The sequence below is a fragment of the Paenibacillus sepulcri genome (genome assembly GCF_042647105.1).
Classification (GTDB): Bacteria; Bacillota; Bacilli; order Paenibacillales; family Paenibacillaceae; genus Paenibacillus_Z; species Paenibacillus_Z sepulcri.
This window is the reverse complement of sequence record NZ_JBHRUP010000001.1, coordinates 1311021-1333925: the sequence shown is the minus strand read 5'-3', so window position 1 is coordinate 1333925 and position 22905 is coordinate 1311021. Positions and strand designations below refer to the sequence as shown.

The following is a 22905-nucleotide window of genomic DNA, read 5'->3' as shown; positions in this document are numbered from 1 at the left end:
TGATTTCTCAAAAAAATTAGACCATGAGTAGTATTTAACTAATCTACAGTAGCAGACATATATAGTCTTAATAATTCAACTAAGACTAGTTTCACAGCTCGGTCATAATATTGCTCCTACAGATCTGAGACACAGGAGCCCGATAATTATTTATGAAGGAGCTGAGTTCGTTGTTAAATTATGACCAAGCATTAGAAGCAGATTACCTGAAATTTGATGTAAATGAGGCTATTCCTATCTATCAAGGGGATATTGTCTTAGTTATGAATGATTCAGAGCAATTTGATTTTAAAGGTGAAATAAGATTAGATTGGCTTCCCAGTCCAACAATTAAGTTTTTTGGTGAAACTAATCATCGGCATGATGAGATTTTCAGTTTATTCAGTAACTTAGAAAAAAATAAAATCAAGTTTGCATTACCTAATTATATTAAGTGCGATGTGATAATAAGTAAATTTTCAAGCAACTCTGATGGTATGAAAATTGAAGGTGAAATAACCAATATAATGGTACAACCATCAAAAAAAGTTTTCTATATAAAATGTGGAATTGCTAACTTTTTGAACACATATGGAGAAATTGTACAATATAAGGGGATGGGACTTCGGAACAGGATTAAAATAAATATAAATGAATGGGAGGTTATCATTGACAAAAGACCTGATTATAGTGAGAAAAAGATTAATGAAAAACTTAAAAATACTGGTGGTTATGGAATAACCCATCTCTGTCTCATTAAAAGACATGATGGGCAAGCGTTTGAAGCTAATAATATTTTGGAATTGGAAAAAGCATTATACTGGACGCTATCCTTTGCTTGTGGAAGGCGTGTGGGAATTGTTTTATTAGAGGGCTATAATAAAAACGAGGTAGTCTGGTGTAAGTATCAAACTCCTATAATAGATAAATGGAAATATAGGAAGACGTGGTTTCCGAATAATGAGTGGGAAACAATTTCTAAAATTCTACCGTCTATTTACAGTAAGTTGCAGGATAAATACTGGAGAGTTGTTCTGACTAATACCTTGAGTTGGTATCTTGAGTGTCAATCTGATGGGATTATTGATAATAAAATAGTGTCAAACCAAGTTGCATTGGAAACATTAGCTTGGGCATATCTTGTTGAAGACACGAGGATTCTGAAAGAACATGAATATAAGGACATGAGAGCTTCGGATATTTTTCGTGTTTTCTTCAAGCAATTTTGTGAGGATACTGCAATCCCTAATGAATTTCCATATTTAGAAGATATAAGAAGATTGAAATATAGTGAATCTTCACATTTACTTGCTGATTTCAGAAATAATATAGTTCACCCTAAAAAGAGGAAAAAATTTCACTCATTACAAAGCGACTTCAGTTTTTATATATTAAAGTTAGGGTTACATTATCTTGAACTAAGTCTTCTCTTTATAATGAAATATGATGGGAAATATGTTAGTCAATTATATTTTGGTTGGGATAAAGCATATGAATCAGTACCATGGAATGAGAACAAGTCACATATTGAATAACAATATAATGAGGAAAATAACTCTATGGAGCGAATCATTTCTTATTAGTATGGAAGTTGTTTGTGAAGTTTGTAAATTTGACTTCTCAGCTTTTTTGGAGTAAGGCGGAGCATCACAGATAGCATATTTCGTAAATGAAGGATGAGGACATTGCGATGCTTAGTAGTAGTTTCCCCAGAATAGTACAAAGAGAACCATTAGTTAGTGTGGAAATGTAAGATAAATAAACTTAATTTTAATTACTTCTTATTTGGAGGAATTTCATGAAGCATTTATTAATTAAATACGTACAGCCAGAAGACATTAATAATCATGTTGATCCTAACTTCACTTATCTTACATATGGGGATAGTGGTTCAAGAGGTGCAATTCTTAGAAATAAAATTGAAATTGGTTCCTACATCTTTTTTCACACTTCATACAATCAGAAAGAATATTTAACGGCGTATTTCTATGTTGAAAAATTACTTACTAAGGAAAAAAACCAAGCTGAGATAGCCAATTTAATAGCTGATTCAAAAAATGATGATGTCGTTATAATAGGGAACAGAGAACATTCAAAGATATTAAGTTATCCATTACCATTTGATAAGCGAATAGTTATCAAACTTAAATCTCTAAATATAGATTTTGGAAAGGTTGAACGTGGTGAGCAATCTGAGTTAAAAACTATCTCTGACTCAACAAGGACACATCGTGAATTGTCTGAAGAAGAAGTAGATTGGCTCATTAGCGAATGCTCAAATAGAGGGTAGTTCAGAGTATACATTCGTCACACACATTTATTAAGATCAACGAAGAAGTATTGATTTACCTGTTTAACTCATGATATATTTAATAATGTTAGTTTACAGGATTTAATTACTTATTTGATTATAACTTAGCAAATCCTGTTAAGCTTAAATCATGCAGATACTGCAAAGTGTTGATGTTATAGGCTTTTTACGTGATGCAAGTACGCACAGGACTTAAAATCCTGCGGTGGGTGACCACCGTACGGGTTCGATTCCCGTCCTCGGCACCAGCTTTGTACTTATAGGATCCATACATACCGATAACGTTCGAAGGACGAGCAGTCGGAAAAGAAATCAGCATCTCATAGCCGTAATATCCTCGTCAGCAGATGAGTATAGCGGAGGGGTGCTTTTTTTAATTTTCATTGGAGGAGGAAATGAAGTTGGCTGTCATATTCAAAAATGATTGGGCTTCGATTCTGGATCAGGAGCTGGAGCAGCCCTACTACAAGGAACTCCGCTCTCATCTTGCGGAACAATATCGGAGACAAACCATTTATCCGGGCATGCATGATATTTTTAATGCGCTGCATTACACATCGTACGAGAAGACAAGTGTAGTCATTCTGGGACAGGACCCCTACCATGGTCCAAATCAGGCACACGGTCTGAGCTTTTCCGTACAGCCGGGCGTCAAGACTCCGCCTTCCTTGCAAAATATTTTCAAAGAGCTGAAGGATGATTTGGGCTGTCCTATTCCTGACCATGGGCATCTCGTTTCATGGGCCAAACAAGGCGTGCTGCTTCTTAATAATGTGCTGACCGTACAGGCGGGTGCTGCCGCATCGCATCAGGGCCTGGGCTGGGAACGGTTTACCGATGCCATTGTCCAGGCCTTGAACAAGCGGGAGACGCCTGTGGTGTTTATTTTATGGGGCAAGCATGCCCAGGAGAAGGCCTCGGCGATTGATTCGGACACGCACTGCATGATTTCATCGGCACACCCCAGTCCGTTTGCCGCGCACCGGGGCTTTTTTGGCAGCCGGCCCTTCTCGCGCACGAACCATTTCCTTCGCAGCATTGGCCGTCCGGAGATCGATTGGTGCGTGCCGTCGCTCGCCCAGCTGGAATCCGCTGCGGTCAAGGAGTAAATTATGGCACCAGCAGAGCCGAAGAAACGGGTATCGAAGCTGCTTAATCCCGCATCGGGCTATCTGACCGGTTATTCGTATACGCTGAACCCGTACGTTGGCTGCTCCTTCGGCTGTTCCTATTGTTATGTCAGGCGTATGCCGGTTGCCATGTTTCGCGATGAGCCATGGGGCGAGTGGGTGGATCCCAAGCCATTTGAAGGCGAGGATTTCCGCAAGGAATGGAGCAGAGCCTTGAAGAAAGGGCCAGTAACGGTCTTCATGTCCTCGGCAACGGACCCTTATCAACCGGCAGAATATGCATCAATGCGGACGAGGCTCGTGCTGGAGGTTATGGCGGAGAAGCCGCCTGAATTTGTACTTGTGCAGACCAGGAGTCCGCTTGTAGTGCGGGATATGGACTTGCTCAAGCGTTTGGGCAGTCATGTCCGCGTCAGTATGACGGTTGAGACGGACCGGGAGGATATCCGCAAGCAGCTGACTCCCAAAGCGCCTCCACTCGCCGCCAGATGGAGCGCAATCCGCGAATTGAGGAATAATGGCATACCGGTTCAAGCCGCCGTATCACCGCTTCTGCCGTGCTCAGAGCATTTTGCCGCAAAACTCGCTGAAGCCGTGGAACGGGTTGTCGTCGATGATTTCTTCCGCGGCGACGGCAGCATGGGCAAACGTTCCGCACAGCTTGGGATGCGGGAGCATTATCGCCTGCTTGGACTGGAACACCTCTATGAGGAGGAAACTGCGGACCGTTTTGTTGGAGAGCTGGGCAAACTGATGAAGCCGGGGGCGGTTTATTTTGGCCATGAAGGATTTATGCCATAGTGAGGCGTGAGCAGCTTGCGAAAGACTAATCAAAAAAGAAGCTCCCCGATGACTTTACGAAAAGTCCTGGGAAGCTTCTTTTCCTCTGCCGGACGATTACTGCGGGCTCACACTATCGCCTGGGTCCAATTGTGACGAGTCACCGTGCATGATACCGGTTGAGGAACCAACACTACCGTCTGATCCTCCTGCGGAACCTGGTGCGTCAGCAAGCGTGGGAGTGTAGGCTGACGAGACATAGGTCACCGATTTTACTTCTGTGATTACCTGAGGATAGACCTGATCGCCTTCTGGATAGGTTGCCTCGACTTGAACGACAGCCTTGTCGCCGTCAAAGGAGATGGAGCTGATTTTGAGTCCGTAGCCGGGGTTTGGAGCCATGGCAGAGACCGTGACTTCATTCACTTTGTCATTCACGGCGACCGTGCTGATTATCACATCGCTAAGCGGTGAAGGTGTGGGCTCCTCAACGGGCGGTACCGTGTTGTTTGCCTGTTCTTCTACGAATTGGATGGAGTTATACAGCCAGCCGGCAGCTTCGCCGCGGGTAATCGCTTTTTGCGGATAGAAATTTTGTTTGCTGTCGAGCTGGACAATTTTGGCGATCAGCAGTCTTTGAATATTGCTCATATAGTCTTTATTGATATCCGCCTCGTCATTAATCATCGCGTAAATATCAATAAACGCATAATCGCCTGTTTTCATAATTCCCTGGAACAAATGATAAGCGAACTGCTCGCGCGTCATGACAGCATTGGGATCGACATCCTTAGGAAGATTAATGCCGTTAAATTGTGCAATGATGAATGCATCCTCATACCAGGAGCCGTCTTTTGCTTTGGAATAATAATCACTGGCTTTAGGCGCTTTGACGAAGCGGATCGTGTCGATGTTCAGAGCCAGACCTTTGACAATAAGCGAGACGCCTTCCGCATAGGTCAAATTATTTCCCGGTTTGAATAAACCGTCTTTACCTCCAGAGAGAATGCCTTTGCTTTGCAAATCGGCAATCTTGGACTCATTCGGATCATTTTTCGTGTCGGAGAATGCCCATACGGATTGGGTTGCGGCAAACAGCAGCAGGACGACAACGGACAGCATAACCAGACTTCTTTTCATGGTTTATCACCTCAGGGTTTATTTGGTATTTATCTTGTCTGTATCCCAATAGACGGACCGAAACGGCCGAATGTTGCGCCTGAAATATTCACCAGTTGTTTTATTCATATATTTATCGATGAACCGGGCTGTTTTGTGCTATGATTAGAGAGTTGAGTATAAGAGCTTTTCTCTTCAGGAACCCATATGATCAACCAGGATGGCCAGCGACGATAATAATGGTTCAAAGAAAAGGGGTAAAGTGAACGTGAGAGTAAATTTAAATTTCACTGCAAAAGGTCAGGCCGCAATTGAAAATTTCGATAACGAGGAACTGATTGAGATATTTGCCCGCTACAGCAATACATTAACCAAGAAATATACGGTTGATGTTGCGGTCCCTGCTGAAGACAACAATAATATTGCCGCAAGCGGTTCGTTGATTGTGCTGCTGAGCAATGTTAACTGTGATGTGGAGACCTTCTTCAAGGAGCTGGGCAGAGATATCAAAATTCCTCTGAAAAAACGCCTGAAGCTGAATGAGAAGCTTGATAATGTATTTAAAACGGTAAAAATTGATTAAATCGGCAATCCGGATCGTTTATAGTTTGCGCATCCTTCTATTGCCTTACCCTTTATTCCGGAGGGGTAACGCGGTGAAGGGTTCATTTTCTATGTAAATAAGACCACTCGAATTCCGGGTGGCCCTTTTGTATCGGGAAGGGTATTCAAATCAAAGCTCCGGAACTTGCTAGTGCAGGAAAATGTTGAAATTAAGTGTTGACTTCGTTTTTCGATTTTGATATATTAATATTTGTCACTGAACGACATTATCTTATGATCTGATAGCTCAGCTGGGAGAGCACCATCTTGACAGGGTGGGGGTCACAGGTTCGAACCCTGTTCAGATCACCATAACTTAAACGCTGAAACCCTTGATAAATCAAGGGTTTTTTTGATTTATCGGGTTTCTGCCTATGAATAAAACATTTTCCCGAAAGCGTCCGCGGCTTCTTGCTGCATATGTCCCGTGATATGTGAGTAGCGATCAAGCATTTTTAACACTGGACCATCCCATTCTTGACGCAATCCCCAGCGAAGCAGGTAAATGCCGGATCGTCTGTATTATGCGAAAGGGTAAAGGATATCGTGTATCATGATTAATCCGCCTGAAGATGTTCTTCGGGGTTATTTGGAATTAATAACTAGGTAGTGCGTTTTTGCATATACTATGCCATACAAAGTTTAACACCAGCCTAAACAGGCGAAACATATGGGAGGTGATGATTAACGATGGGATTTACATCAACTGAAAAGCTACAAGTTAAAGTAGCCTTGGAGGGCCGCGCGAATGATTTGCTCAAATGGATAGAACATTATGAAAAAACTGGCGATGACCTGGGGATGAAACTATACGAGAAGTATCTTGCAGATACTCTATCGTCAATCGAAAAAATTTGGTCCGCCTAAGAATCGGAAATGAAAATAGAGCAGGAGGGGATCGCTCCTTACCTGCTCTATTTGCTGTTTACTTCTAAAAGTAATATTAGGAGCATTACCCATTTATTGTTTATTCCTCTTTAATCAGAAAAAGCTACCTGCAATGGAGTGGCCTCGTATTAAGATACACAGGCGGTGTGTTAAACCCACTTTATAGAGCATCAGATAATCACGCACGTAACGCTACTCTCGTGTGTATTAAGAGCATACGAACTTATATCATGATCTGTGTGGTGTTGTGGAAATCGCCGAGCGCCGAACGGAGGCCTTCCAGCAGCAGATACAGTTTTAAGAGAAATAGAAAAAGACCCGCAGAGCGGGTCAATCAGGGTGCTTTGTAAATGTAGTTGTTGGGATGCACTCCGAAGCTTAATAATTAATAACCGAATCTACCACAATTACAATCTGCCACAACCGCAAGCGATAATGACCAGCAAGATAAAGAGTACGAGGATAAATCCGATTCCTCTACCAGTGCCGACACCGCCAACTTCGCCTTCACAACCCATTCAAGAGCACCTCCCTTACGTTTGGAGTACTCTGTAAGTTATGCATGCTTGACTCGGCATGCTTGGATTATTGTTACGGAATGGCATTGACCCAAGGATTGTCCGAGGGAGATAAACCACATGGAGGGATAAGCTTGAAAGGACTAGTAATTTATTTGATAACACAGAATTGGCCGAATATGTCTGTCCTTTAAATAGGTGGAGTGAATATTGCTTGAATATTGACGAACATGAGCAGTGACACGGGAGGCGGAGCAGCATGGTAAATAATGTTGCAATTCCAAGGGTTATTGTAAAATAGTGACGCTAAGCATGTTTGCTCTTCAGGCTGCTTTCAAACATATCAATTATGACCAGGAAGTGTTCTGCTTCACGGAAAACATGATCGGCTAATAGTGGATGAATAATGCTCTTAATTCGACAGGCTTCGATTAAATCTCGAGCCGTTTTCTTAAAGTCACGAAGTGCTTTAACGGACACCTTATTCTGATCAAGAAATTGGTCAAGGAGCGGAACTGTTTGTGATTGGGGACGCATATATTCCAAATTCTTTGCTTGAAAAAGCAATTGATCGAATTCTTGACTGAAGTTATTCGCCTGTTCAACTAGCTTCCGTTCAGAAGGATCAAGCAGGTGACTGATGAATTTGGCATGTTCAGCCATTATTCTTAGAAAGAATACATTCTCGTCAATTATGGCGTCAGGCAGTGGTTCTAATCTTCCTAAATTTAATTCCGCTAAGCGATTTCTAAAATAATTTGCTTCTCTGCTTACATGATCAACCAACAAGGGGAAATTGTTAGCACCGGGAAGCTGGCAAGTCAGTATTAAACCCAGTACCTTTCTCTTGAAGGCCCATATATAGGTTACTGCTGCATGGACTTCTTCATTAAATCTTTTTATCACACTGGGATCTGTTCCCGCTGTAAATGCATTGGATCTATTCTCGATCGCTTCAAACACGGTATAGAAATGATTGGCTTCATTAATTAACTGAGTATCTTCACATCGGAATCCCAATCTCAAAAATAAGGAGTGCTCTTTCATTATACGTGACCAAAAGCGTACTTCATCTAATGAACGTGCTACAAACTGATCTGACAAAGTAATACCTCCTCTGAAGTTTTATCTTTACTGTATGAGAGGAGGCGGAATCTTTATGTCAATGGATAGAAATGTTCAAATCCAAGCTGACGACTATGATATTCGGTTCGATTGAACAGGAAATACCCTAAAGGCTGGCGGCGCCTTTAGGGTTGAGCAGGGAGGTTTTATGCATTCCGGAATAGTGCCTATCGGCTACAGTGGTCATATTCGTTTAGTATCTTCCGAAGCCTCCACAGCTACAAGCGATGATCACCAATAAAATGAAAAGTACTAGGATCACTCCAGTGTTTGTGAAAGCACCACCAACAAGACCTGACATTCAAAGCACCTCCTTTTGTAGGGTACTGTAAATTATGCAAGCCAATTATAGTGTGATTGGGTATATGTAACCGAGCAATTTAATCAATTTGAACAGCCCATGAGTTCGGATATTCTTCGTCGATCTGGCAGCACAGCCTTCATACTGAACATACGTGCCTGGAACATCATGCGAACCGATAGGAGAATTCTTCGTATGAACGTCCAAGCATAACCAAGTAAATCTACCCGTAAGAACAAGAAAAAGCGGAGCATCTCGCAAAGCAAGATGCTCCTGAATGGGTGAAGCATTAGCAATAATGTTTCTTGTGTTTTTTGTGTTTCTTGCAAATAATGATGGCTTTTTGTCCGGGCTTGAGCACAACTTTAATTACTTTAGGGTGCCAGGTCTTTTTACACATGGGCTACACCTCCTCTTCAGAAGAGATAATCCATTATATGTGAAATAAGAATCATTGCTTGGACAAACTGGCATATTTACGAAGACCAACTCACAGCCTGGCTGCTGCGACAAGATGGCCGGAGAGTCATGAGCTTAAATACAAGAGGAGGCAAATGAATGGCGTTGACGAACGAGAGGACTGGTGCAAGTGCAGTATAGAGGTGGACTTACAATTTAAAACAACTACAAAGCTTTTGCTGCCCGGAGAAAAAAAGCAAGGCGGTAAAAAATCCTCCCGCCCGGGAGGATTTAGTGCAGGATCCTATCACTTCACAACCAATGTCGTCATCTTATAAATGGTTTTAGATATTGTTTTCGTCCCCTGGGTAATGCTTACCTTCATCAAGCCAGTCAGTGGTTTTACATTATAAGTGCCACTGGACGCGTCGTATGTGATATCGGCCACTTCTTCAGTACCGTCGTCTAACCAGATTGAAAACCGTTTGGTTTTAATATATCCCTGCACCAGAACCTTCCCTTTCTCGGCAATCGTCCACTGCGGGTACTTTTTGGTTAGAATGGCCTGCCCCCAAATATCCCGCGACAATCTTACCTGCTGATCCTGGTCAGGACTGGCATGCAGCCAACGGATGGCATCGCCTTTTTTACTCAGGTTGAACGAGTAATTGATGTGTTTATGGAGATCCATCTGTTCCTTGACCATTTTGGATTGAACAGGCTGAACATTATTGTCTTCTGCATCGTGGAACATATATAAGAATCCGCCTTGCAGATTTTCACCAACGCCGTATTGATGCGCGCGTGAATAGTATTTGGCCTTGTTGCTCTGAGGCGTATCGCCTAAATACTGCTTTATACTCGCTTGCCGCGTTTTCGAGGTTGCCCACCAGCTGTTATTCTTGTCATAGCCGTAATCAGCCAAGCCAAAATGAGATACCAGCACATTAAAGGTATCGGGAAATTTGGCAGCAAGGCCAAAAGCATTGCCGCCCCCGCCTGAGTAGCCGGACACATTGATATTGGCAGGATCCACATAAGAGGAGAAGTTTTTCTTAACATATTCTACAGCATCTATAATGTCGTACAGCTCTCGTCCATTCACATCCATAGTTCCTTCCGCCTGATCCCGACCACGCATCCCTACGGCAACGGCAAAGAATCCGTAGTTTGCCATGTCCTTCATAATCCAGTCTGTCATGGAACTTGAATCTTGTGTGTAGCCGTGCATGAGGACGACGATGGGGAGATTTTTCTTCGAAGCATCATAAGCGTAATGAGCATAGAGATTGTCGATTTCATCAATTGTGCTAGGGTAACGGAATGAATGAAGTACTATTTGGTCTGAAGCATCTTTGAATTCCATTATTTTGTTTTCAGCTTGTACGCTTTGGATTCCCCAATTGCCAGGCAGCGAGGCAAAGCAAACGGTAAGGGACGCCAACAACAGAATAATTATTTTTAGTTTATTAGCTTGCATTTATAAGTCATCCTCCACTATGTATCGTTCTCAATCAAGAGCCATTCCCATGTTTCCTCTTATTATGTTACCATACGCTCTGCGAATTAAAAACGCCACTGATTTCCATATTGTGGATGATGAGAGATCATTGTATAATGTTCGTATTAAAGAACGAATCATTCATTATGAAGAACCCATTCCTCTTGGAAGAGGTGAAATCTCATTGGTAAAGAAAATGATTACCTTCATGAAAGTAAGAACCCGAAAGTACTTTTTGGAGGAAGTTTGGCTGGAGGACTACATCAAATTAGGCATGAGAATTGGAAAGAACTGCAGCATACAACCTGGGGTTACCTTTGACTATTCGCATTGTTGGCTGATCCGTATTGGCAATAATGTTACAATTGCTCCCCAAGCTTACATATTAGCACATGATGCAAGTACAAAGCCGCTGATTGGTTATACAAAAGTCGGCAGTGTCAGAATTGAAGACGATGTGTTTATCGGCGCGCGAGCGGTCATCATGCCAGGGATCACAGTCGGTCAAGGTTCTATTGTAGCGGCAGGCAGCGTTGTGACGAAATCAATTCCCGAGAGAAGCGTGGCGGCGGGCAACCCGGCCAAGGTCATTTTGACTGTAGCAGAATTTGAAGAAAAGATGCGGCAGCTGCATAAGCAGGCCCGGGTCTATGAGGAAGACTTTACGCTAAGAGGACTTATAACGGAAGACAAGAAGGACAAGATGTATCATGAACTCATTAATATGACAGGATTTGTTGACTAATTTCTGAAAAATAATCGCTGCTGCCGTCTCCCGCACGACTATTCAACCCGATGAGCGCATATCGTTACTTCATAGGCGTTTGGCTTGGAGAAAGGGGCGGGTTATATGATCAAGGAAGCTGCCGAACTGGTTGTCTGGCTGATCGGTTTATTTGGGATATGCGGTATTGTAATCGTGCTCACGGCAAAAATGGTGATTCATGATACTTTCGACTATGACGAGCCTTTTGTGTGGAGGAGGAAGCTACCCAAGGACGCACGGCCTAAACGATAGATATACCGCCGCTGAGCGGTCTGTTGTTTGATTTTTTGGCTATTGGACATACTAGTCCCATAGAAAACGACAGATGCCAAGGGGCTGGTTTTGGTTTGAAAAAATTAATCTGCGCAGCTGCTGCAGCATGCTTATGTCTGTGCACAGGTTGTGTGAAAAGCAATGTAGAGCCGGCCATGACCTACGAGGATGGGCATCTCCAAAGCATATCCACTGATGTATACCCTCTGAGCCGCTCTATATTCGGAGATGTTTACGGCTTGAAACGTGATCCTGAAAACAAGAAGCCAGGCTTGACGGAGGAGAAGCATGTGGGCAAAGGCGGCGGTCGCTTAAGAGATGAATAATATGCTCTTAAGACGGACAAGCTAGACTTGCAGACAATGACATGCATGCATAAGGAGGCAAAACGATGAATGAGAATGAACAAGGATTCGGCCAATCAGGCCGGGAGTCACTGGTAGCGGTACAAAAGAACGGTGATGGAGATCTTCAGGCATTCAAGACTTCCTCAGGTCGTGTACTCGATTACGCACAAGCCTTGCAAGAAGCGCAAACAGGGCAGATTGCAGGCGTCAATGTCTTTAAAGGAAGAGATGGCGGTCTGTATATTCGTGGAGATGCCGATGGCGATCCGACCAATAATCTCGATAATCTGCCAACGTTCTGAACAAAGCCTCTATAAATAAACGAAAAAGCCCGCTATTGGCGGGCTTTTTTTGCTGCGTTTAGAAGGAATAAAGGTGATGCTGCTCCACAAAGGTCATGGTGCCGGTCTGACCTTCATAGTTGACCCTGTTATCGTCGTAATGCATCAGCATGACGCGCTTTTGAATGTATTCGGGCAGCGACTTGAGCTCGTCGAGCGTTGTATGGACCGCACCCGGAGAGGTGAACTGGCAGTCATGAAAAATGGTCGTGCAGCCTTGCTGGACAAGGGTATCAAGCAGCTCCGCATCAAACCTCATATCCGCCGAATAAAAAAACGTCTCATTAATAAGAAAGGAATAGCTGAGCTTGCCTGGAATATGGCTGGTACGGATCGCCTTCACGTTAAAGCCGGGGAGAAGCTGGATACTTCTATTTTCTTTTAGAAGATGCACCTCAAAGTAATCGTCCAGTGACTTGAACTCATCCTGTTTCAAACCGCCCTGAAGAGAGGTTTCCCAAAGTGTGTCTATAAGCGTCTCCATAATAAACAAAGCAGGCTTGCGCTTGAAAATATATTTCATTTGCAGCGCAAACTCTTCCATCCCTCCGATATGATCCGCATGAATATGGCTGATCATCAGAGCATCGATATCATTAAAGGTTTTACCCAGCTGATGTAAGGAGAGCGGGGCTGTAATTCCGCAGTCCAGCATGACGGTGCGGTCTTCACAGTAAATCAGCGCATTCGTGTTGTAATATTTTTTGGCAAATGCGCTGCCCGTTCCAAGCATTTGTACATTCAACCGCCGCTTCCCCCTACCATTCAATACTTACAAATTTATCATCTCTGATTGCAAATGGAAAGAGTGCCATTGTTTTATATTTCCGCCAAACAGGGATAAGAGCCGATACGCGCCTGTCTCGATCTTCATATGATAACGATGAAGGAATCGCTACTGTGAAGGCAGGTGCAGCAGTCATGTCAAAAAGCAAAGTTGCCAAAAAGAAAACGCCATCGGCTTCCGACAAAAAACAAACTGCAATGAAGCTTGTTCTTTCTGATACATGCGCAGTATGCAAAACACCATGTGCACGCGGTTTGCGCTATTGGGCGGCCATGAAAACCCCTGGTGCGGTTGGTAAAGGCGTACCCTGCATTTTAACCAGAGCATATGTTTAAGGAATGATTTCCCTGGGTTTTATTTCCCGGGGAATCTTTCATTCGTGTATAACTATAATCTTACCGAAATCTTACCTGAAAAATTTTTGGAATTGGCGCAACTTTGGACGAATTGGTGAGTATAACCATACATCCAGACAAAGTGATGGAGGTTTATGTCATGAAGTTTAGAAAGCTTCTCATCTTGCTGCTGGTGATGTCATTGTGGGGCGGTACCATGCTGTTTGCCGATTCGGCAGCACAGAAGGTACGGGTAATCGTGAACGGTTCTGAGTTGGATGACGCTGGAATGTTTATGGATGGCAAATCATTCATATCCGTTCGCCAGATAGCCAACACGCTTCAAGCGCTCGTTATTTGGGACGAAGGAGCAAAGAAGGTTACCGTGTACAAGCCTAACGTCCACATGTTTCTATTTCAGCAGGACAACACCATTTTCGGCAATGTGGTAAAGGGCAATCGAATTACTTTCAAGGTATTTGCACAGATCGATAATTTGCTCACCACGGGAACCGCTGTGAAGGTATCGATATTTGATCCAGGCGGAACCGAGAAAATCATTCAATCGGAGAACAAATCTATCGACAAAGATAATTTCTGGTATCGGACAGAGGATGTTAATTATTCCTTCGATACAGCAGGCAAATATACGATCAGATTTTTCATGAAAACCGACGGCAATGACGAGTGGAATCTCCTATCAGAAAAGACAATTACTGCCAAAAACCCATAATGGAACAACGCCTTTGCTTCTCTTGAGCAGGGGCGTTTTTGTTTGACCATAACTTGTCTTCCATGTTACGATACGAAGGAAAGGTATCATGAATTGAAATGAGGGTATCCAATGAGCGAGCATGAACATAATAACGGCGAACATGTACATGGAGAAGACTGCGATCACGACCACGAAGAGCATGTCTTTCTTGTGACGGATGAAGAAGGCAAAGAACGTGAAATGGTCATGGTCTATACCTTCGAGTCTGAAGAGCAAGTATATGCTGTGCTTCTGGACCGCAACGATCCTGAAGCTGATGGCGTGATTTTCCGAATTGAAGAAGAGAATGGAGAAGCTTTTCTCGTTGGAATTGAAGATGATGCCGAATGGGATCGCGTGACGCGCATTTATGAGGAAATTGCCGAACGCGAGAATGAGCCTGAGGCTTAAGACATCATAATAGCACCATTAAAACTCCGGTAACCCACCACAGGCTGCCGGAGTTTTAGCTGTACCAGGGGGCTGCACGCCCAGTCTGGCTATGTATGTCTTGAAGCTATTTGCGCGGATTATAATAGATGGTGCGGCCGTTGAACATCATTAATTCCGCTTTCAGATGCTTGGCCAAATATTTGCACAGCTCATTGCCCTTGGCTTTGTCGCCATGTGTAGCACCTTCCGGAAGGACCACCTGGACATAGGGGATTTCGCGTTCACCTTGATTTTGCGATCCGACACCGAATAAAATATAATAATATAACGGATTTGTACCTTTCAGATAGAACCAACGCTGCTCCTCGCCGGGTTTTGTTTCAACCGTGTAAGGGAATGCTGCTTCGGAGTAGTCCCAGCCCAGCTGCTGACCTGTTAGAGCGGTTTGTTCCTGATAACGTGCGAGATGTTCTTTCACTTCATCAAGGCTCAATTGCTGTACAATGGAACCGTCTACAAATTTAATGTAAGCGCTCTGACTCATTGTTTGCCCACCCCCTTCAATATCATAGCATTAGGGTTTGAGAATGACAATATTGCATAGAGGCTGTTTGTGATCATGGGAAGTATCTCTTTCGAATGAAGAGGAGGATTTCAATTATGAGCGTGGAAACGGAATGGATCAGATACGGTGAAAACGGGGAATACAGCGGTTATGTGGCAAGGATGGCGGATGTGCGGGAACCGCTCCCGTCTGTCATTGTGCTGCAGGAGATATGGGGAGTCGACGGGCATATCCAGGATGTGACGCGGCGTATCGCCAAGGCCGGTTATGTGGCATTTGCGCCGGATTTGTTCAGCAAGGACGGGTTCAGACAGGCGGGCTTCGAGCAGGATCGAATCGATGAAGCCAAGCTGTTTCACAACACGATTAAGCCTGCGCAGTGGGCCGACCCGGAGCAGCGTCAAGCTGCGCTGGCCAGTCTGCCGGTACAAAAACGCGATCAGATAGAGAGCACGTTGGGCAAAGTTTTTAACACAGGCGGCATGCTTCCGGATTTCACCCGCCAGGTCGCAGCTACCTCCGCTTGGCTGAGGGATACGTATGAGTATTCGTATGGAAGAGGGGTAGCCTCCATGGGGTTCTGCCTGGGAGGCACATTATCAGGCCGGCTGGCAGCGCTTGATCCGGAGCTTCGGGGAGCCGTTATCTTCTATGGAAGTGCGCCTCCCTCAGAGAGTATTCCTGAAATTCAGTGTCCTGTCACCGGTTTTTACGGCGAACTGGATAAACGGATTACAAGTGCCGTACCGGAATTCGCGGAAGCTGCAGAGAAAGCCGGCGTGGCGTTCGAATATCATATCTATGACGGAGCCCAGCATGCCTTTTTCAATGATACCCGTCCTTCTTATTATGTGGATGCAGCGAGGGACGCTTACGGAAGAACGCTTCAATTTATGCAGCAGGTGCTGACGGATTCCATTCAAGCCTGAATCAATAAAGACCGCTTCCCATCGACGATGACGTCGGGTAAGCGGTCTTTTGAGTCTGGGCTACGAAATCGCGGTTTCCTCGACAATTACCTTCACGAATTCGATGCTGCGATCCTCCGGTCCCTTGACAGGAAGTCCAACCTCGACGTGATCGATAATATAGTCAATATTCGGCTGGGAGATGACCTCGCCCGGGAGCAGAATTGGAATGCCTGGCGGATAAACATAGATAAATTCGGCAATAATACGCCCTGCCGATTCCTTGAACGGGATCACTTCCGTCTGCGCATAGAACGCATCGCGCGGAGTAAGCGAGAGCTGGGGAATCTCAGGTATTTTGACTACCAGCTCCTTGGCTTCGTTCAGCTGATAATGAGATTGAGCCAAATCCCGAAGAGCAGTTATCAGGATATCGATCGATTCCTGTGTATCTCCTGGCGTTACAAGGGCAAGGATGTTATACATATCGCTTAATTCAACTTCAAGGTTATAATGCTCGCGCAGCCAGTTCTCTGTTTCATATCCGGTAATGCCCAGATGCCTGACGTGAATGGTCAGCTTGGTCGGATCGTAGTCGAAGGTCGCTTCTCCGCCAAGAATTTCGCTGCCTAAGCAGTACAGCCCATCCATGCGGTTGATCTCTTCGCGCGCGAACTGAGCCAGACCGACCGCCTTCTCGGCAATCTCATGGCCATTGAGCGCCAGATGGCGTCTTGATGTGTCCAGGGAAGCGAGCAGAATATAGGAAGTTGATGTGGTTGTCAGCATACTGATTATGGTCTGAACCCGCTGCGGATTGATCCGGCCCTTGCGCACATTCAGGACAGAGCTCTGAGTCATGGAGCCGCCCAGCTTATGCACGCTTGTCGCCGCCATATCCGCGCCTGCCTGCATCGCCGACATCGGGAGCTTCTCATTAAAATGAATCAGGACGCCATGCGCTTCATCGACCAGCACAGGAATGTCATAGCGGTGGACGAGCTCGACAATTTCCTGAAGATCTGCGCATATGCCGTAATAAGTCGGGTTAATAACGAGTACCGCTTTGGAATCCGGATGGCGCTCAAGCGCCCGTTTGACAGCGCTTGTCGTAATCCCGTGGTCGATCCCGAGGTTCGCATCACGGGCAGGAGAGATAAATACGGGCCGTGCGCCGGCAAATATGATGGCCGACATAATCGACTTGTGCACATTGCGCGGCACGATGATTTTGTCGCCTGGGGCGCAAACGGATAAAATCATCGTCATAATGGCGCCGCTTGTTCCTTGTACCGAAAAAAAGGTATAATCGGCTCCGAAAGCATCGGCAGCGAGAATTTGCGCTTCTTCAATAACTCCGGTCGGCTGATGCAGATCATCGAGCGGCGCAATATTTATAAGATCGATGGATAACGCATTATCGCCAATAAATGCCCGGAATTCGGGGTCGCTTCCAAGGCCCTTTTTATGTCCGGGAATGTGGAATTGAACAGGGTTTTGAGCCGCATGACTGCGCAGTGCGCTGAACAGCGGTGTCCGAGTATGATTCATGTACTTTCATTCCACCCTTTCGTCAGGTATCGTACAAACAAGGTTGAGTATAGCAAAAACAGAGGGGATTGCAAGCATGTTTTTCGGGAAATCCGAAAGGGTAATGGACTGCTGAAGCCGGGAAGGGGAAACACCATGGAAATCGCGAAATCATGGGCGGGCAAAAAGGTGCTCAAATCGCCGTTTGTCGTTCAGCTGCTTATTATCATGTACCTTGTCGAATTCGTGAAGGGCGCACTGCTGGTGTCGATCCTGCCCGTCTACATGGGTACAGTTCTTGGCTTGTCGGTCTATGCGGTCGGCTGGGCGCTGGCCCTGCAATACATAGGAGACAATGCATTCCGTAGTCCTCTGGGCTGGATCATCGATCGAATCGGCTATCGTTATGTAATGCTGTTTGGCGTATTGCTGACCTTTATCTCTGTCGCTATTATATCTTTGTCCAGCGGTCATGTATTCTGGATTATATTGGCCTGCCTGCTGCTCGGCATCGGAACGTCTCCGCTGTGGCCCTGTGTAATAACCGGAGCAACGGCTGTAGCCGGAAATGAAGCAAGCGGAACGATTATGAGTGTGGTATACATGGCATGGCTGACTGGAGTTGGCTGCGGACCGATTGTCATCAATTTCTTCATCGCGCATTCGTTTCATCCCGCCTTCAGGCTGCTGATCGGGATGATGAGCGTTGTCGTCGTCGTCGCACTGTTCCTGCCGGGCAGACGCAAATCGCATGAAATTGAAGGAAGGGCCGCTCCAGAGGCAACAGCGGAATTAAAGGAGAAGCAATTGCTGGGCATGGCGGATAGAACAAGACGTTACCTCGCCAAGGTGCGCAGTTCCCTGCATGCAAGCAAGCTGCTGTATCCCGCCATGTTTATGCAAAATTTTGCGCTGGGGCTGCTCACCCCGATCCTGACGCTGTATGCCCGGACTGTGCTGCATCTGACCCCGCAGCAGTACAGCCTGTACCTCATCGCAGGCGGGGCTGTAACCGTGCTGGGGCTGATTCCGGTCGGCAAATGGGTCGACCGCTTCGGGACCAAATGGTTTCTGCATGTCGGATTTATAACGGCGGCGATCTCGCTGCCAACTCTCGGATATACACGGATGCTTCCTCTTGTTTTGATTATCGTGGCCTTTGTGGGGGCGGGCTATGCCTTTATTATTCCAGCCTGGAATACGCTTATTGCGCAGGCCATACCCAAATCGGAGCGCGGCGCGGTTTGGGGCTTCTTCCTCACCATCGAAGGCCTGGGGATGGTGTTTGGCAGCATTATGTCCGGGAAGCTGTGGGATAAGCTGGGTCCGCATTCTCCATTTTTACTGAGCGGGATCGTGATGCTGCTGCTTTTTGTTCTTCATTTGTTCATAACAAGACGCTCAGAAGTTGTGGTACGATGATGATGTGGAGGGAATTAATGAATGAAGGACAAACGACTCTTAATCGTCATGCTTATGCTTATCACAACGTTCATCGGCTTTGGCATTATTATTCCTGTCCTGCCTGAGCTGGTTAAGGAAACCAGCCCGGAGTCGGTCGAGTTCCACACGGGCATGATGCTGTCAGTCTATTCGGCTGTGTCGTTCCTTGTATCTCCTCTTTGGGGAGGCATGTCCGACCGTATCGGCAGACGCCCGGTCATTCTGATTGGCGTCTTGGGCTTCGCGGCCAGCTTCCTCGTATTCGGAATCGCGGACGGCAGCCTGCCGCTTATGTATGCTTCCCGGGTGCTCGGGGGAATCTTCTCCGGAGCGGTGACATCCGTTATTGTCGCGTATGTTGCCGATATTACGCCTCCGGATCAACGGACACGCGGCATGGGGCTTGTGGGCATGTCCATCGGCCTTGGGTTTACAATTGGACCTGGCGTGGGTGGGCTTCTCAGCCTGGTTTCGGATAATACGCCGTTTTTTGCAGCGGCGGGTCTTTCTCTGGTGACGTTCATGCTCGCGGTGACCAAGCTGCCGGAATCCTTGACGCCGGATCTGCGGCTTCTTGCCGGCGAACATAAGCCTTCCCGCTGGAGCGCCTTCACGGGATCGGTGAAATATTTGTATCTGCTCGCCCTGCTCGTTTCTCTGTCGCTTGCGGGACTTGAGGCGACTCTGCAGCTTTTCGGTATGGAACGCTTTAATGTCACGCCGCTGCAGGTCGGCATCATGTTCTTGGTATGCGGTCTGGTCGGGGCGCTCATCCAGGGCGGTGTGGTCCGCAGACGGATCCGCAAAGGGGAAGAGCCCAAATATATTGCCGCGGGTCTGGTGATTTCCGCAGTCGGCTTTCTGCTGCTGATCACGTCGCATTCCCTGGTGTCGGCAACGGTCTATCTGGCCATCTTCGGCATCGGCAACGCATTGATCCGCCCCTGCGTAACCTCGCTGATTACACAGAAGACAACAGTCGGACAAGGTGTCGCGTCAGGGCTTAGCTCATCCATGGACAGCCTGGGCCGGATTATCGGGCCACTGTTCGGCGCCTTCCTGTTCACGGTTGATCTGAAGCTGCCTTATTTGGCAGGAGGACTTCTGTCTCTCGCGGCACTGCTGCTTCTGCTGCGGTTCCGGATGGCCCAGCCCAAGAATGTTCCAGCAAAAGACGCTCCCCCGGTATAGGCCGGAGAAGCGTCTTTGTTTTTTATTTTATGCTCAGTCCCCGAATGATAAACGAAATGGTTTCTTCGCGCTCAAACTCGTCGTCCCAGCCCGCATCCTCACGGTTTTCATTATAAGCCCTCGTGATGACATACCCGATAATCGCGGACATCGTCAGACGAATCACCGTTAAGTTGGGGATTTCCATCAGTTGTCCCCTGGATTTGAATTTGTCCACGATCAGATTCATCCGCTCAAGCACCTTGCTCAATATATTTTTGCGGAATTGCTCCTGAAGCTCGGGGTGGAACGGGATTTCCTGAATCAATATTTTGAACACATTCATATGGTTGCGCAGAAACTCGATCCGGTTGGCGATCACTGCGCGCAGGAATAGCTCATACCGGTCATAATCCACATCGAGCACCTTATTGAAGTCGCGCAGCACAAAAGGGGCGATGAGCTTCGTCATAACCGGAGCGACAATGGACAGAAGCAGATCCTTTTTGGTCTTGTAATGGCGAAAAATCGTACCCTCTGCAACACCGGCACGCTGCGCAATCTCATTCGTGGAAGCCGCCGCGAAGCCTTTCTCGGCAAAAACCTCAATGGCTGCCTGCAGGATTTTGGACTGCTTCTCGGTCATTTTTACCGCTTCAGCCTCGCTTTTCTCCAGCTCCGCAAACCATTGCTCCATCGTCTCTTTCATCGTACGGACAACTCCTCAAAGCCAGAAATGAAGTCGGAACAGCTGTTCCATGATCAAGTCCGATCATATCACAGCAGGACGGGTTTGTTAAATGGCCCGGTGCTTGCGCAGCGCCTGAACGTTCAGCAGGACAAACAAAATGGAGAAGCCAACCAGCACGTACACATCAAGCTGAATATCGGACCAGCCTGCACCGCGGATCATAATTCCGCGCATCGCGTCCGCACCGTAATAGAGCGGCATGATATAGCTCAGCTTTTGCAGCCAGGGAGCCATGGCATCCAGATTGAACAAGCCGGAGAAGAACACCTGCGGCACAATAACGAGCGGTATAAACTGAATAATCTGGAACTCGCTCCCGGCAAAAGAGGACAACAGGATGCCGAGTGTCAGGGCCGTCAGCGACAGCAACAGATTCATCAGCAGCACAAGCCAGATGGAACCGTCCATATACAGTCCCAGCACATCGATGGCGAACCAGGCGATGAGGGCTGCTTGGAGCAAAGTGAACAATCCGAATCCGGCCAAATAGCCGGTGACAATTTCGGAACGGCGGATCGGCGTGGCAAGCAGCCTTTCCAAGGTGCCGCTTGTTCTCTCCCGCAGGAAGGATACACCGGCCAGCAGAAAAACAAAGAAGAAGGAGAAGAAGCCGATCAGCACGGGGCCGAAAGAATCGAAGGAGGACATATCAGATCTGCCATGCAGATAGGAAACAGCCGGTTGCAGTGAAGGGTCCGCAGTCTGGACCGCCTGCTGCAGCAGGAAAAGCACCGTCCGGCTCTCGGAAGGGTCGCTTCCCTCCAGGCGCAGGGAAGGCTTGCCTTCCTGCCAATTCAGAATGGCATCGAGCTCGCCATCTTCCAGCGCTGACTCGGCGGACGCCATATCCTCATAAACGGTTATATGGGCATCCGCAGCCGCAAGCTGTGCAGCAAGCTGCTGGGGGATATGTAGCGTTCCGAGCTGGGGCTGGACAGTCTGGCCGTTAAAGACCAGCTTCATCAGCACCAGAATAAGCAGCGGCGCAACGAAAAGCAGGGCCAGCGTGCGTTTATCCCGCAGAAACTGGCGGATAATCCGGATGGCAAGCGCGCGTATCTTCATGACTTCGCACCTCCGCCAAGAGCTATGAACGCCTGCTCTATAGTTTGGCTGCCCGTTCTGCTTTTGATCGCTTCAGGCGTATCGACTGCGGTTAGCTTCCCATCACGGATAAGTGCGAGACGGTCGCATTTCTCGGCTTCATCCATGACATGGGTAGTCAGAATAATCGTGGTCCCGCGCCCCCGCATAGCGGTAAGCTCCTGCCAAATGGATTGCCGCAGCACGGGATCGATACCGACAGTCGGTTCATCGAGAACGAGCAGATCAGGCTCGTGAAGCAGCGAAATCGCGAGCGACAAACGACGCTTCATCCCGCCGGAATAGGCGGCAACCGGTTTGTTCAAATCATCGAGAAGATTGACGATTGTCATCGCTTCCCGAATGCGGTTGTTCCTGTGAGTGCCGCGAAGGCCATACAGCGACGCGAAGAAGACGAGATTTTCCCTGGCGGTCAGCTCATTATAAAGCGCATCGGACTGCGCCATGTAGCCGAAGCGCTGCAGCATGGACAGCCTGGGCATAGGCTGCCCGAGCATCCTTACGGATCCCTCGTCTGCTTTGTCAATGCCGGTAATGAGCTTCACAAGGGTCGTCTTGCCGGAGCCTGACGGGCCGAGCAGGCCGAACAGCTCGCCGGGTTCAACGGTCATTGTAATTCCGTCAAGCACAGTTTTTTTGCCGAAGCGGCGAATTACATGGCTCAGCTCCACTGCAGGCTCGCCGCCGGAAAGGGAAGAGGATTCAACTGTCATAAGACACTCTCCTTCAATGAAATGAGTGATTACTCACATTCATCATACATCTCGTTTGGCAATTTTGTAAA

The 22905-nt window shown here is 46.8% G+C and carries 26 protein-coding genes and 1 tRNA gene; 17 read left to right on the top strand and 10 right to left on the bottom strand.

The window, feature by feature from the left end:
- Positions 1–170: 170 nt before the first annotated feature.
- The 4 genes from ACFOLF_RS06205 to ACFOLF_RS06190 all read left to right on the top strand — a co-directional run bounded on the left by ACFOLF_RS06205 (position 171) and on the right by ACFOLF_RS06190 (position 4221).
- The gene (locus tag ACFOLF_RS06205; protein WP_210042148.1) at positions 171–1514 is read left to right on the top strand and encodes a hypothetical protein; all 1344 of its coding nucleotides are present in this window, start codon (positions 171–173) and stop codon (positions 1512–1514) included.
- A 263-nt stretch (positions 1515–1777) separates the two neighbouring features.
- Positions 1778–2269, top strand: coding sequence for a hypothetical protein (locus ACFOLF_RS06200; RefSeq protein ID WP_210042142.1), 492 nt, complete (start codon positions 1778–1780; stop codon positions 2267–2269).
- 422 nt (positions 2270–2691) lie between these two features.
- Positions 2692–3399 (top strand): uracil-DNA glycosylase, encoded by a 708-nt coding sequence (locus ACFOLF_RS06195; protein WP_379114545.1) that lies wholly within the window; start codon positions 2692–2694, stop codon positions 3397–3399.
- A 3-nt stretch (positions 3400–3402) separates the two neighbouring features.
- A complete protein-coding gene (locus ACFOLF_RS06190) occupies positions 3403–4221 on the top strand; it encodes an SPL family radical SAM protein (protein ID WP_210042138.1) in 819 nt (272 codons plus the stop codon).
- 96 nt (positions 4222–4317) lie between these two features.
- On the opposite strand, the gene ACFOLF_RS06185 is transcribed toward ACFOLF_RS06190, so the two are convergent.
- Entirely contained in the window at positions 4318–5340 is a 1023-nt protein-coding gene (locus ACFOLF_RS06185; protein ID WP_210042124.1) for an S-layer homology domain-containing protein, read from the bottom strand.
- Between the two features lie 247 nt (positions 5341–5587).
- Here ACFOLF_RS06185 and ACFOLF_RS06180 point away from each other — a divergent pair, with 247 nt between their 5' ends.
- The 3 genes from ACFOLF_RS06180 to ACFOLF_RS06170 all read left to right on the top strand — a co-directional run bounded on the left by ACFOLF_RS06180 (position 5588) and on the right by ACFOLF_RS06170 (position 6789).
- Positions 5588–5902: a hypothetical protein gene (locus ACFOLF_RS06180; protein ID WP_210042303.1), complete on the top strand. Its 315-nt coding sequence runs from the start codon at positions 5588–5590 to the stop codon at positions 5900–5902.
- Between the two features lie 256 nt (positions 5903–6158).
- Positions 6159–6234 (top strand) — tRNA-Val (locus tag ACFOLF_RS06175).
- A gap of 378 nt (positions 6235–6612) precedes the next feature.
- Positions 6613–6789, top strand: a complete 177-nt coding sequence (locus ACFOLF_RS06170; protein WP_210042122.1) for a hypothetical protein — start codon at positions 6613–6615, stop codon at positions 6787–6789.
- Positions 6790–7634: 845 nt separating this feature from the next.
- Here the strand turns inward: ACFOLF_RS06170 and ACFOLF_RS06165 are convergent.
- From ACFOLF_RS06165 to ACFOLF_RS06155, 3 genes are all read right to left on the bottom strand, one after another.
- Positions 7635–8432 carry a DUF2935 domain-containing protein gene (locus ACFOLF_RS06165; protein WP_210042111.1) on the bottom strand — a complete coding sequence of 266 codons (798 nt, stop codon included), beginning with the start codon at positions 8430–8432 and terminating at the stop codon, positions 7635–7637.
- A 214-nt stretch (positions 8433–8646) separates the two neighbouring features.
- Positions 8647–8754, bottom strand: a complete 108-nt coding sequence (locus tag ACFOLF_RS06160) for a YjcZ family sporulation protein (protein ID WP_379114547.1) — start codon at positions 8752–8754, stop codon at positions 8647–8649.
- 706 nt (positions 8755–9460) lie between these two features.
- Positions 9461–10633, bottom strand: coding sequence for an alpha/beta hydrolase family protein (locus ACFOLF_RS06155; protein ID WP_210042109.1), 1173 nt, complete (start codon positions 10631–10633; stop codon positions 9461–9463).
- 49 nt (positions 10634–10682) lie between these two features.
- Here ACFOLF_RS06155 and ACFOLF_RS06150 point away from each other — a divergent pair, with 49 nt between their 5' ends.
- The 4 genes from ACFOLF_RS06150 to ACFOLF_RS06135 all read left to right on the top strand — a co-directional run bounded on the left by ACFOLF_RS06150 (position 10683) and on the right by ACFOLF_RS06135 (position 12342).
- Entirely contained in the window at positions 10683–11399 is a 717-nt protein-coding gene (locus ACFOLF_RS06150; RefSeq protein WP_210042107.1) for an acyltransferase, read from the top strand.
- Positions 11400–11504: 105 nt separating this feature from the next.
- Positions 11505–11672, top strand: a complete 168-nt coding sequence (locus ACFOLF_RS06145) for a hypothetical protein (protein ID WP_210042106.1) — start codon at positions 11505–11507, stop codon at positions 11670–11672.
- Positions 11673–11767: 95 nt separating this feature from the next.
- Positions 11768–12019, top strand: coding sequence for a hypothetical protein (locus tag ACFOLF_RS06140; RefSeq protein WP_210042103.1), 252 nt, complete (start codon positions 11768–11770; stop codon positions 12017–12019).
- Positions 12020–12084: 65 nt separating this feature from the next.
- A complete protein-coding gene (locus ACFOLF_RS06135; protein ID WP_210042094.1) occupies positions 12085–12342 on the top strand; it encodes a DUF3892 domain-containing protein in 258 nt (85 codons plus the stop codon).
- A gap of 58 nt (positions 12343–12400) precedes the next feature.
- On the opposite strand, the gene ACFOLF_RS06130 is transcribed toward ACFOLF_RS06135, so the two are convergent.
- The gene (locus tag ACFOLF_RS06130) at positions 12401–13126 is read right to left on the bottom strand and encodes an MBL fold metallo-hydrolase (RefSeq protein WP_379114549.1); all 726 of its coding nucleotides are present in this window, start codon (positions 13124–13126) and stop codon (positions 12401–12403) included.
- Positions 13127–13302: 176 nt separating this feature from the next.
- Between ACFOLF_RS06130 and ACFOLF_RS06125 the strand changes: the two genes are divergently transcribed.
- The 3 genes from ACFOLF_RS06125 (at position 13303) to ACFOLF_RS06115 (ending at position 14668) form a co-directional block, all read left to right on the top strand.
- Positions 13303–13503 (top strand): hypothetical protein, encoded by a 201-nt coding sequence (locus tag ACFOLF_RS06125; protein ID WP_210042092.1) that lies wholly within the window; start codon positions 13303–13305, stop codon positions 13501–13503.
- Positions 13504–13663: 160 nt separating this feature from the next.
- Positions 13664–14236 (top strand): stalk domain-containing protein, encoded by a 573-nt coding sequence (locus tag ACFOLF_RS06120; protein ID WP_210042090.1) that lies wholly within the window; start codon positions 13664–13666, stop codon positions 14234–14236.
- 111 nt (positions 14237–14347) lie between these two features.
- Entirely contained in the window at positions 14348–14668 is a 321-nt protein-coding gene (locus ACFOLF_RS06115; protein ID WP_210042088.1) for a DUF1292 domain-containing protein, read from the top strand.
- Positions 14669–14774: 106 nt separating this feature from the next.
- On the opposite strand, the gene ACFOLF_RS06110 is transcribed toward ACFOLF_RS06115, so the two are convergent.
- Positions 14775–15194, bottom strand: coding sequence for a DUF1885 family protein (locus ACFOLF_RS06110; RefSeq protein ID WP_210042079.1), 420 nt, complete (start codon positions 15192–15194; stop codon positions 14775–14777).
- A 116-nt stretch (positions 15195–15310) separates the two neighbouring features.
- On the opposite strand from ACFOLF_RS06110, the gene ACFOLF_RS06105 reads away from it, so the two are divergent.
- The gene (locus ACFOLF_RS06105) at positions 15311–16144 is read left to right on the top strand and encodes a dienelactone hydrolase family protein (protein ID WP_210042077.1); all 834 of its coding nucleotides are present in this window, start codon (positions 15311–15313) and stop codon (positions 16142–16144) included.
- Positions 16145–16204: 60 nt separating this feature from the next.
- On the opposite strand, the gene ACFOLF_RS06100 is transcribed toward ACFOLF_RS06105, so the two are convergent.
- Complete coding sequence (locus ACFOLF_RS06100) at positions 16205–17674, bottom strand: aminotransferase class I/II-fold pyridoxal phosphate-dependent enzyme (RefSeq protein WP_210042075.1); 1470 nt, start codon at positions 17672–17674, stop codon at positions 16205–16207.
- 135 nt (positions 17675–17809) lie between these two features.
- Between ACFOLF_RS06100 and ACFOLF_RS06095 the strand changes: the two genes are divergently transcribed.
- Together ACFOLF_RS06095 and ACFOLF_RS06090 are read left to right on the top strand one after the other, a co-directional pair.
- Positions 17810–19075 carry an MFS transporter gene (locus tag ACFOLF_RS06095; RefSeq protein WP_210042073.1) on the top strand — a complete coding sequence of 422 codons (1266 nt, stop codon included), beginning with the start codon at positions 17810–17812 and terminating at the stop codon, positions 19073–19075.
- Between the two features lie 21 nt (positions 19076–19096).
- Positions 19097–20287: an MFS transporter gene (locus tag ACFOLF_RS06090; protein WP_210042071.1), complete on the top strand. Its 1191-nt coding sequence runs from the start codon at positions 19097–19099 to the stop codon at positions 20285–20287.
- A gap of 22 nt (positions 20288–20309) precedes the next feature.
- On the opposite strand, the gene ACFOLF_RS06085 is transcribed toward ACFOLF_RS06090, so the two are convergent.
- The 3 genes from ACFOLF_RS06085 to ACFOLF_RS06075 all read right to left on the bottom strand — a co-directional run bounded on the left by ACFOLF_RS06085 (position 20310) and on the right by ACFOLF_RS06075 (position 22834).
- Positions 20310–20975: a TetR/AcrR family transcriptional regulator gene (locus tag ACFOLF_RS06085; RefSeq protein ID WP_210042069.1), complete on the bottom strand. Its 666-nt coding sequence runs from the start codon at positions 20973–20975 to the stop codon at positions 20310–20312.
- An 87-nt stretch (positions 20976–21062) separates the two neighbouring features.
- Positions 21063–22082, bottom strand: coding sequence for an ABC transporter permease (locus ACFOLF_RS06080; RefSeq protein ID WP_210042067.1), 1020 nt, complete (start codon positions 22080–22082; stop codon positions 21063–21065).
- Positions 22079–22834, bottom strand: a complete 756-nt coding sequence (locus ACFOLF_RS06075) for an ABC transporter ATP-binding protein (RefSeq protein ID WP_210042065.1) — start codon at positions 22832–22834, stop codon at positions 22079–22081. The genes ACFOLF_RS06080 and ACFOLF_RS06075 overlap by 4 nt, the downstream gene beginning before the upstream one ends.
- Between the last annotated feature and the right edge of the window lie 71 nt (positions 22835–22905).